This is a genomic window from Quisquiliibacterium sp., assembly GCF_982640115.1.
In genome coordinates this window covers 1-10,602 of record NZ_CEXFHW010000141.1, presented here as the reverse complement: position 1 = coordinate 10,602, position 10,602 = coordinate 1, and the positions used below count along the sequence as shown (strand labels likewise).

The 10,602-nt window shown below is 72.4% G+C and carries 9 protein-coding genes; 6 read left to right on the top strand and 3 right to left on the bottom strand.

The features are described from left to right. Window positions 1-7: 7 nt before the first annotated feature. On the bottom strand, window positions 8-1,159 hold the full coding sequence (locus AC2H6A_RS14490) for a phytanoyl-CoA dioxygenase family protein (protein WP_484274309.1): 1,152 nt from the start codon (window positions 1,157-1,159) through the stop codon (window positions 8-10). Between the two features lie 137 nt (window positions 1,160-1,296). Between AC2H6A_RS14490 and AC2H6A_RS14485 the strand changes: the two genes are divergently transcribed. From AC2H6A_RS14485 to AC2H6A_RS14475, 3 genes are all read left to right on the top strand, one after another. Next, complete coding sequence (locus AC2H6A_RS14485; protein ID WP_484274308.1) at window positions 1,297-2,790, top strand: cytochrome P450; 1,494 nt, start codon at window positions 1,297-1,299, stop codon at window positions 2,788-2,790. Window positions 2,791-2,877: 87 nt separating this feature from the next. Beyond that, window positions 2,878-3,996, top strand: coding sequence for an MFS transporter (locus tag AC2H6A_RS14480; RefSeq protein WP_484274307.1), 1,119 nt, complete (start codon window positions 2,878-2,880; stop codon window positions 3,994-3,996). Window positions 3,997-4,004: 8 nt separating this feature from the next. Then, window positions 4,005-4,877 (top strand): DMT family transporter, encoded by an 873-nt coding sequence (locus AC2H6A_RS14475; RefSeq protein WP_484274306.1) that lies wholly within the window; start codon window positions 4,005-4,007, stop codon window positions 4,875-4,877. 13 nt (window positions 4,878-4,890) lie between these two features. On the opposite strand, the gene AC2H6A_RS14470 is transcribed toward AC2H6A_RS14475, so the two are convergent. Further along, window positions 4,891-5,502, bottom strand: coding sequence for a thiamine pyrophosphate-dependent enzyme (locus AC2H6A_RS14470; protein ID WP_484274305.1), 612 nt, complete (start codon window positions 5,500-5,502; stop codon window positions 4,891-4,893). A 2-nt stretch (window positions 5,503-5,504) separates the two neighbouring features. Next, window positions 5,505-6,038: a phosphonopyruvate decarboxylase gene (locus AC2H6A_RS14465; RefSeq protein WP_484274304.1), complete on the bottom strand. Its 534-nt coding sequence runs from the start codon at window positions 6,036-6,038 to the stop codon at window positions 5,505-5,507. Between the two features lie 308 nt (window positions 6,039-6,346). Between AC2H6A_RS14465 and AC2H6A_RS14460 the strand changes: the two genes are divergently transcribed. From AC2H6A_RS14460 to AC2H6A_RS14450, 3 genes are all read left to right on the top strand, one after another. Then, window positions 6,347-7,180, top strand: a complete 834-nt coding sequence (locus AC2H6A_RS14460) for a hypothetical protein (protein WP_484274303.1) — start codon at window positions 6,347-6,349, stop codon at window positions 7,178-7,180. Window positions 7,181-7,190: 10 nt separating this feature from the next. Beyond that, a complete protein-coding gene (locus tag AC2H6A_RS14455; protein ID WP_484274302.1) occupies window positions 7,191-9,803 on the top strand; it encodes a cation-translocating P-type ATPase in 2,613 nt (870 codons plus the stop codon). A 147-nt stretch (window positions 9,804-9,950) separates the two neighbouring features. Beyond that, the coding region (locus tag AC2H6A_RS14450; RefSeq protein WP_484274301.1) for a hypothetical protein at window positions 9,951-10,602 on the top strand (652 nt) is incomplete at its 3' end.

The window sequence follows — 10,602 nt, the reverse complement described above, 5'->3', positions numbered from 1 at the left end:
GCGTCGCTCAGATGCTCAGGTCGAGCAGGTTGTAGTCCTTCAGCGAGGCGCGGGCCTGCGCATCCCAGGTGAAGGTCTCGCCGGCCTGCGCGTGGGGCTGGTACACGAAGGGCTTCTCGTGCGGAAAGCGCTGCCGGCGCGCGGCGATGCCCAGGCCGATCGCCCGCGCCCGCTCGCGGATGCGGGCCTCGTCGTAGAAGGCCTCGGCCGCGTGAAGGGTGCCGGTGGTGCGCACGCCAAGCACCGAGCGGCGACGGTGAAAGCCGAAATTGACCGTCACCCGCCAGTCGGGGCTGGTGTTGGCGAAGGAGCCGTGCACCGTCTGCCGGTTGGTGATGGCCACATCGCCGGGCGCGCAGATGAGCGGCACGGCATCGGGCAGGCGGTCGGAGCCGGCCGCGCGGGCCATGGCGCGGATGTCGGCACGACCGAGCTTGTGCGAGCCCGGCACCACCCACAACCCGTTGGCCGGGGTGCAGCCGTAGAGCTGGGCCATGAAATTGAAGCCGTGGGTGCCGGGGTCGAGGTCGGGCGAGTCCCAGTGGGTGACGCCGTCCTGGTGCCAGGCCACCGAGGCGCCCAGGCCTGGCTCCTTGATGAAGAAGGCCTCGTTGAAGGGCACGAAGTCATCGCCATTGACCGCGGCGGCCACCGCGAGCAGGTCGGGGTGGCCGTAGACCCGCAGCGCGGCATCGGAGAACTGCAGCGTGCCGAGGATGAGATAGACCACCTCCTCGGGCGCGCCCGGCGCGGCGGAGGGCTCGAACATCTTCACCGGATGGCGGCCATTGGCGGCGCGCGTGCCGCCCACCGGGTCGCCCAGCGGACGCGACCACATCAGGGTGGGCGCGGAGCAGTCGGCGGCGAGCGCGGGGCGGCCATGGCGGTCGAGCGGACTGCCGCGGTGGGCCGGCAGCCGATCCATGATGTCCTTGAAGTCGGCCTCGATGTCGGCGAGTTCGTCGGCCTTGAGCACGCCCTCGAACACATAGAAGCCGCAGCGCCAGTAGGCGGCGAGGATGTCGGGGTGGACGCGGCCTTGCGCGTCGTAGCGCACCGGGCCGCGGTTGCCCAGGGCATAGGCCCGTTCGCGGCCTTCGGCCAGGTAGGCGCGCATGGCCGCCTCCTGGTCTCCGTAATCGACCATCACTGCGCTCATCGGCTGTCTCCTCGGGGAGGGTGGCGGGGCGGTTCCGGGTCGAGGTTAGTGCCTGGGCGCGGCTTGTCAATCGCGCCGGCCCCTGGCGTGAGCCGGCGTCGGCCGGATCGGCCCGAAAGTGATCTACCATCGGCCGCATGGACACCGCCACCCCCACGCCCGACGCCCCCGCCGCCTCGCCGGCGCCCGATGCCCAGGCCGCCGCGCCGCGCGCCCTGCGCGAACTGGCCCAGCTGCCCGGCCCGCGCGCCTGGCCGGTGGTGGGCAACCTGCTGCAGCTCGATGCGCCGCGCTTCCATCTGCAGGTGGAGCAGTGGTGCCGGCAGTATGGCCCGTACTTCCGGCTGCAGATGGGCCCGCGCCCGGTGCTGGTGGTGGCCGATCACGAGGTGGTGGCCACCGTGCTGCGCGACCGGCCCGATGGCTTCCGGCGCACGCGGCTGCTGGAGATCATCGGCGCCGAGATGGGCCTGCTGCCGGGCGTGTTCGGCGCCAACGGCGAGACCTGGAAGCGTCAGCGCCGCATGGTCATGGCGGGCTTCGACCCGGCCCATGTGAAGGGCTACTTCCCCTCCATGTGCCGGGTGTCGCAGCGTCTGGCCGGGCGCTGGCAGAAGGCCACGGCCGGCGCGCAGGCCATCGACCTGCAGGCCGACCTGATGCGCTACACCGTGGACACCATCGCCGGCCTGGCCTTCGGGGTGGAGGTGAACACGCTCGAATCCGATGCCGATGTCATCCAGCGTCATCTCGACAAGATCTTCCCGGCGCTCTATCGCCGCATGATGTCGCCGCTGCCGGTGTGGCGCTGGTGGCGCAGCGCCGCCGATCGCGAGCTCGAGCGCAGCGTGGCCGCGGTGCGCGCGGCGGTCGACGAGTTCATCGCCAAGGCCCGCGCCCGCATCGCCGCGCGGCCTCAGCTGCGCGAGCATCCCGAGAACCTGCTCGAGGCCATGATCGTGGCCGCCGAGCGCGAGGGCGGCGGCATCAGTGACCTCGAGGTCGCCGGCAATGTGCTCACCATGCTGCTGGCCGGCGAGGACACCACCGCCAACACCATCGCGTGGATGATCCACCTGCTGTGGCTCAACCCCGAGTCGCTCGCCCGGGCCATCGCCGAGGTGCGCCAGGGCGTGGCCGATCCGCTGCATCCCACCCTCGAGGAGATGGCCGGGCTCGACTTCATCGAGGCCTGTGCCCACGAGACCATGCGCCTGAAGCCGGTGGCGCCGCAGCTGCCGCTCGAGGCGCTGCGCGAGACCGTGGTGGGCGATGTGCGGGTGCCGGTGGGCGGCGTGGTCATCAGCATGCTTCGGCGCGACAGCGTCAGCGAGCGCTTCGTGCCGCAGGCCGCGCGCTTCATGCCCGAGCGCTGGCTGAGCGAGGGCGGGCCGGGCTCGCAGGCCAATGCCGCCAAGCGCATCTCCATGCCCTTTGGCGCCGGGCCGCGGATCTGCCCGGGCCGCTACCTGGCGCTGCTCGAGATGAAGATGGCCATGACGGTGCTGCTTGGCTGCTTCGATGTGAAGGCGGTCGAGACCCCCGATGGCCAGCCCGCCGCCGAGAAGCTCTCCTTCACCATGACCCCGGTGGGCCTGAGCATGCGCCTCGCCGCGCGCGCGGCGGGCTGAGCGCCAGAGCGCGCCCCGGCCCGCACGGCCGGGGTGCTCACCGGCCGAGCCATTGCCCGCCCGAGCCCGCTCGGGCACCCTCTGTTCATGGCCCTCACGCTCGCGCTCTTCGCGATCACCAACCTCGTGCTCGGCACCGGCGCCTTCGTGGTCGCCGGGCTGCTTGCGCCGATGGCGGCCGAGCTCGGCGTGGGCATCGCGGCGGCCGGTCAGGCCATGACGGTGTATGCGCTGGCGGCGGCCGTGGTGGCGCCGCTGCTGGTGGTGCTCACCGGCCACTGGCCACGGCGTCGCGCGGTGGCGCTGGCGCTGCTGCTCTCGGTGGCGGGCGCGCTCGTCAGCGGGCTGGCCGGTTCGCTGCCGGTGCTGCTGCTGGGCCGCGCGCTCACCGGCGCGGGCATCCTGTTCGCGGCGCTGGCCGCGGCGCTGGCCGTGGCGCTGGCGCCGCCCGAGCGCAGCGCGCGGGCGCTGTCGCTGGTCTATCTCGGGGTGAGCCTGAGCTTCGTGATCGGCCTGCCGGCGGGCACCTGGCTGGCCTCGGTCACGTCGTGGCGGGTGCCGCTGCTGGTCATGGCCGCTGCGGCCGCGGTGCTGCTGGTGATGCTGTTGCTGCGCCTGCCGGCTGCGCTGCGCACGCCGTCCACCGGCTGGCGGGGCCTGGGCGCGCTGCTGCGCCGCGCCGATGTGCTCACCGCCCTGGCGCTCACCCCGCTGATCGGCGCGGCCATCTTCTGCACCTTCTCGTACATCGGCCCGGTGCTGCAGGCCCTGGGGCCGATGAGCCCGGGGCGGGTCTCGGCCACGCTGTCCACGGTGGGTGTGGCGGGCCTGCTCGGCACGGTGGCGGGCGGCGCGCTGGCCGATCGGCTCGGCGTGCCGGGTGCGCTGCGGCTGCTCGCCGTGGTGTTCCTGCTCAGCATGATCGCGGTGCCCTTCACCGCGGGCACGCCGGCGCTGCTGCTGCCCGCGCTGGCGGCCTGGGGCGCGTCGGGCTTCGGGCTGATGCCGGTGCAGCAGGCGCGGCTGGCCGCGCTCTCGCCGGCTGACACGCCGGTGCTGATGTCGCTGAACTCGGCGCTGCTCAATGTCGGTACCGCCACCGGCGCGGCGGTGGGTGCCGCGGCCAGCGGCTGGATCGATCTCGCCCGCCTCGCCTGGGTGGGTGTGCCCTTCATGCTGGTCGGGCTGGCCTTGCTTCGGCGCTGATGCAGGGCGTGCAAAGCGGCCTCGCGCTCACCGCGCCGGTGATGGTGGCGGTGCTGGGTGGTGCACTGCTGCACGCGAGCTGGAATGCGCTGGTCAAGTCCAGCACCGACAAGGCGGTGGACAACGCGCTGCTGCATGCCCTGGCCGGTGTGGTCGCGCTGCCGCTGCTGCTGTTCACGGGCCTGCCCGATCCGGCTTCCTGGCCCTGGGTGGGCGCCTCGGCGCTGATCCATGTCGGCTACCACCTCGCGCTGGCGGGTGCGTATCGCCATGGGGATCTCGGCCTCACCTACCCGATCATGCGCGGCCTGGCGCCGCTGCTGGGTGCACTGGCCAGCGGCGCGTTGCTGCAGGAGTCGCCCACGCCGGCGGCCTGGCTGGGCATCGCCGGCATCGGGCTGGGGGTGGCGCTGGTCGGCCTGGCGCGGCCTGGCGAGGCGCTGGGCCATCGCGCCGCGGTGGGCTTCGCGCTGGCCAATGCCGCGATCATCGCCACCTATACCCTGGTGGATTCACGCGGGGTGCGGCTCTCGGGCAATCCGATCGCCTACGCGCTGCTCTTCTATGTGCTCGATGCGCTGCCCTATCCGCTGCTGGTGTGGCTGCGGCGCGATGCGGCCGGGCGCGCGGCCATCGTCGCCTACAGCCGGCGGCGCTGGCCGCTCGCGCTGCTCGGCGGCATGGCGTCGCTGGGGTCTTACGGCCTCGCCTTGTGGGCGATGACCCGCGCGCCGGTGGCCTCGGTGGCGGCGCTGCGCGAGACCTCCGTGCTGTTCGCGGCGGTGCTCGGGGTGTGGCTGCTCGGCGAGCGCTTCGGGCCGCGGCGTGTGCTGGGCACCGCGGTGCTGGTGGCGGGCGTGGCAGCCCTGCGCCTGGGTTGAAAGTGAGCGACGCTCAGATGCCGCGCAGCCCCAGCGCGGCCCGGAACCGCAGCTTGTTGGCCACGCCATCGCGCGAGGGCATCACCCGCGGCGGCTCGGTCTGCGCGATGCGCAGCGTGGCCAGGCCGGGGCCTTCGCAGCGATGGATGCGCGCGCGCAGCGCGGGCAGGGCCTGCGGGCTGTCCAGGCGCTCGGTCCAGGCCAGACCGCAGGCCGCGCCCACGCCGGCCAGGTCGGTACCCAGGCCGGTGTGGCTTGCCTGCATGCCGGTCTCGGCATAGAGGCGGTTATCCAGCACCACGATGGCCAGGTTGCGCGGCCGGCGCGCGGCCACGGTGGCCAGCGCGCCCAGGCCCATCAGCTGCTCGCCGTCACCGGTGAGCACCAGCACCGGCACCTCGGGCTGGGCCAGGGCCAGACCCAGGCCGATCATGGCCGCGCCACCCATGGCGCCCCAGAGGTAGAAGTTGCGCTCGTGATCGCCGGCGGCGGCCAGATCATAGGTGGGCGAGCCCAGACCGCTCACCACCAGCAGTGGGCCGCGATCGCGCAGCAGTTCGGCCACCGCGGCGCGGCGCTCGAGTTCGGGTCCGCCGGCGGCGGGAGTGTGTGCGGCGTCGGCCATGGTCACTTCGTCCACTGCTTGCGGCCAAGCAGCCGCTGCGAGATGAGCAGCGCCACCGGCTGCTCGGCGAGGAAGGCATCGTCGATGGCGGCCTGCACCGCCTCGGGCATCTGCGCGGCATCGTCCACCCGGCGCACGGTCACGCCCATGGCGCTCAGCGTGGTCTGGGTGGCCCGGCTCATCGGCACCTGCCAGGGGTTGAACTCGGCCCATTCGCCGCGCATGGTCACCAGCATCAGCAGCGGGAAGCGGCAGTTCTCGATCAGGCTGAGCATGTTGATGCAGTTGCCCACGCCGCTGCTCTGCATCAGCAGCGCGGCACGCTCCCCACCCAGCCAGGCGCCGCAGACTGCGGCCACGCCTTCCTCCTCGGTGGTGAGCGGATAGGCGCGCATGTCGGGGTCGGCATGGGCCATGCGGATGAGCGCGGCGTGGCCGGCGTCGGGCACATAGGCCACCTGCCGGATGGCATTGCGCCGGAAGACCTCGAAGACCTGCTCTCGCCAGTCGGGACCGGCATCGGGTTGGGCGGACATGGGGCGTGCTGCCTGCGTGGATGCGATCCCGCTTTCTACCCCAGGCGCGGCCCGGCGCAAAACCGCAGGCCCGGCACGCGGTGGCATTCCGGACCGCGGCGCGGGCAGACCACGCGCGTGTGTCGGTGCCGATTGCGCCTGCGCAATCCGCGTCGGCCGGTTTGACAGCCACCGCGGGGCCGGCCGCGGGCGGCGCACGCAAGCCGCTGATTTCGCGGCCTTATTGCCGGTGGGCGAGGGCGGGCACGGAACCTGCGGTGCCGTGTCAGGCAAGGCCTGCCAGCCCTGTCACTCACCCGGAGAACGCCATGAATCCCCGCAAGCTGATCGCCACCGCCCTGGCTGCCGTTGCCCTGAGCGCGAGCGGACTCGCCGCTGCCGAGGCCACGCTCACCATCACCAACACCAGCCCGTCGCGCACCGAGGAAACCGGCGACCCCGGCGCCTCGGTGTTCCCCTGGACCAACGGCACGATCGGCGTCGGTCCGGGTGTGCCCTGGCAGGTGCGCGATGCGCAGAACAATGTCACCTCGGGTTGGCCTACCGGGCCCAGCATGGCCCTGGACCCGGTCTTCATGCCCAACTGGGGTACCGCCGGCTGGCTGGGGGCCTACCTGAACCTGGATGCCGACAGTCATGTCAGGTTCCAGTACATGGGCAAGGGCGACTCGATCTTCCTGAACATCTTCGAGGTGTACGTGGGCGGGGTGTGGACCATGCTCTTCAGCACCGATATCGCTCCCTGCGGCGCCTCGGGCGCGGCGCCCACGCAGCCGGTGTGCACGCCGGGCGTCAACGAGTTCGTCTTCCCGTTCCAGGCCGGGCTGCTGCCGTTCCGCTATGTGACCGGGCCCGGCATCATCCTCACCAACGATGGCCAGAGCAATCCGGTCAATACCCTGATCGGCCCGGGCTACTTCGTAGGCCTCGATCCCTATCTCGCCCCGGGCCCGTACCAGAACACCGGAACGGTTGCCTATGTGGCCCTCACCGACCAGCTCGATGTCCATGACCGCGATTTCCAGGACCTGGGCGTACGGGTGAGCACGGTGCCCGAGCCGGGTACGATGGCGCTGATCTGCGTGGCCCTGGGCGCGCTCGGCGTGCCGGGCCTGCGTGCCCGACGAAGGAACCGTACATGAGCTTCAGGGATTGCCGCCTGCCTCCATCGCTGACGGCCTGAGCGATCAGGCGGCGGCCGAGCGCCTGGCCGCCGAGGGGCCCAACGAACTGCCGCAGACCCGGCGGCGCGGCTGGCTGCGCATCGCCGGCGAGGTCGCGCGCGAACCCATGGTCCAGCTGCTGCTGGCCGCGGGTCTGGTCTACCTGGCCCTGGGCGATCGGGCCGAGGCCGCCATGCTGCTGGCCTTCGTGCTGATCACGGTGTCCATCACCCTGGTGCAGGAGCGCCGCACCGAGCGCGTCCTGGAAGCCCTGCGAGACCTCAGCAGCCCGCGCGCGCTCGTGCTGCGCGGCGGACGCCGCCTGCGGGTGGCCGGCCGGGAGCTGGTGCGCGGCGATGTCATCCTGCTCGCCGAAGGCGATCGGGTGCCGGCCGATGCGCTGCTGCTCGAGGCCAATGACCTGCAGGCCGATGAGTCCCTGCTCACGGGCGAGGCGGTGCCGGTGCGCAAGCGTGCGGGGCGCGAGGCCGAGCCTGCCTGCGCGCCGGGCGGCGATGACCTGCCCTGGGTGTACAGCGGCGCGATGATCGTGCGCGGACGGGGCCTGGCGCAGGTGAGCGCCACCGGGGCGCACACCGAGCTCGGCCGCATCGGCCGCGCGCTGGCCGAACTGCCCGAGCAGCCCACGCCGCTGTCGCTGCAGATCCGGCGACTGGTGCGCGTGTTCTCGGTGCTGGGCTTGCTGCTCAGCGCGGTGGTGGTGCTGGCCTGGGGGCTCACCCGCGGCGACTGGCTGGGCGGCGTGCTGGCCGGCATCTCGCTGGCCATGGCCATGCTGCCGCAGGAGTTCGTGATGATCCTGACGGTCTTCATGGCGATGGGCGCACATCGGCTCTCGGGGCAGCGGGTGCTCACGCGTCGCGCCGCGGCGATCGGCGCGCTGGGCGCGGCCACGCTGCTGTGCACCGACAAGACCGGCACGCTCACCCACAACCGCATGCGGATCATGGCGCTGGTGGGCTGGGGCGAGGGCAGGGCGCTCAGCTGGCGCGACGCGCAGACGCAGGCGCAGGGCGGGCTGCTGCCGCCTGACGATGCGTCATCGCCCGAGCTCCCCGAGGCCCTGCGTCCGCTGCTCGGCCAGGGCATCCTCGCCTGCGAGGCCGAGGCCTTCGACCCGATGGAGAACGCCTTCCATGCCCTGGGCGAGCGCTTCGCCCGGGCCGATGCGCCCTGGCGCGTGCCCGACGCGGTGCTGGTGCATGAATACCCGCTCACCCCGGCCGTGCCGGCGATGACCCATGTCTGGCAGCGGCCCGGCGAGGCGCAGTGCCAGGTGGCGATCAAGGGCGCGCCCGAGGCGGTGCTCGGGCTGTGCGGGCTTGGCCCCGATGAGCGCGCCGCGGTGCTCGCGCAGGCCGACGCGCTGGCCGCGCAGGGCATGCGGGTGCTGGGGGTGGCCGCCGCGCGGGCGGTGTCGGGGGCTCCCTGGCCCGCCGACCCCGCCGGCTTCGCGCCGGCCTTCCTGGGTCTGGTGGCCCTGGCCGACCCCCTGCGCGACGCGGTGCCGGGAGCGGTACGGGAGTGCCGCGCTGCCGGCATCGATGTGGCCATGATCACCGGCGACTACCCGGTCACTGCCCGGGCAATCGCTGATCAGGCAGGCATTGCCACGGCAGCGGGTGTGCTCACCGGCGCGCAGCTCGATACGCTCGATGAAGCGCAGCTGCACGAGCGCCTGGCCCGGGTGCGGGTCTTCGCGCGGGTGTCGCCCCAGCACAAGCTGCGCCTGATCCAGGCCTTCCGGGCGCGCGGCGAGGTGGTGGCCATGACCGGTGACGGGGTCAATGACGCGCCCTCGCTGCGTGCGGCGCAGATCGGCATCGCCATGGGCGGGCGCGGCACCGATGTGGCCCGCGAGGCCGCGGCCATCGTGCTGCTCGATGACCAGTTCGATGCCATCGTGCGCGCGGTGCGCCTGGGCCGGCGCATCGGCGACAACCTGCGCAAGGCCATGGCCTATGTGCTGTCGGTGCATGTGCCCACCGCCGGCCTGTCATTGCTGCCGCTGCTCTTCGGCCTGCCGGTGATGCTCGCGCCGGTGCACATCGCCTTCCTGGAGCTGGTGATCGACCCGGTGTGCTCGATCGTCTTCGAGGCCGAGCCGGCCGAGCGCGATGCCATGAGGCGCCCGCCCCGTGACCCGGCCGCCCCGCTCTTCGGTCTGGCCGACATGAGCGCCGCCTTCGCGCAGGGCGCGGTGGTGCTGGCGGCGGTGGCAGGCCTGGCAGCGTGGCTGCTGCACACCGGCCTGCCCGAGGCGCAGGCCCGCGGCACCGGCTTTCTGGCGCTGGTGCTGGCCAATCTCGGACTGATCGTGTTCAACCGCTCCTTCGGGCGCTCGCCGCTTGCCGCGCTGGCGCGGCGCAACCCGGCGCTTTGGTGGGTGACGGCCGCGGTGGGCGCGCTGCTCGCGCTGGTCTATGGCTGGCCACCGCTGCGCGAGCTCTTCCGGTTCGCGCCGATCACCGCGCAACAGGTGGGCATGGCGCTGGCGGTGGCGGTGGGTGTCACCGGGCTGCTGTTCATGGCGCGGGCACTCGGGGGATTGAGCCCGCGCAATCCCGGTCGGCAGGCTTGACAGAGACACCGCAGCGGACTCACAGGAGACTTTTCAAGCCATTGATCCGAAAGGGAAAAATAGAATCGATCAGGTATGGCATGGAACCTGCGGACATCGGTGCGCGGCGCCCTCGTCGGGCGTCGCCAACCCAGCACGGAGGTTTCGATGATCAACACACGCAAGACCCTGGCGGCCGCCCTGGCCGCTGTCGCGATGGGCGCGGCCGGCATTGCCGCGGCGCAGTCCACCCTCACCATCACCAACACCAGCCCCACCCGCGAAGAGCACATCGGTGACCCGGGGGGCTCGGTCTACCCCTGGGCCAACGGCGCTGGCGGGCCCGGCGCGGGCATTCCCTGGCAGGCACGCAACGAGCAGGGTGTGCCCACCGGCGGCTGGCCCACCGGCGCGGGCATGGGCCCTGACGCGACCTTCGCGCCCAACTGGGGCACCTCGGGGTGGCTGGGCGCTTACCTCAACCTCGATGGCGACAGCCGGCTGAGCTTCCAGTACATGGGCAAGGGGGATTCCTCTCTGCCGAACGCCTTCCAGGTGTTCGTGGGCGGGGTCTGGACCACGCTGTTCAACGCCGACACCGCGCCCTGCGGCGCCTCGGGGGCGGCGCCGGTCACGCCCGACTGCACCGGCGGCGTCAACGAGTTCACCTTCGCGTTCACCTCGGGCTATGTGCCCTTCCGGTATGTCACCGGCAACGCGGTGGTGGTCACCAATGACGGCACCAGCAACCCGCCGGATGTGAGCGGCGGCCCGGGCTTCTTCCTGGGGCTCGACCCGTACCTGGCCACCGGTCAGCATC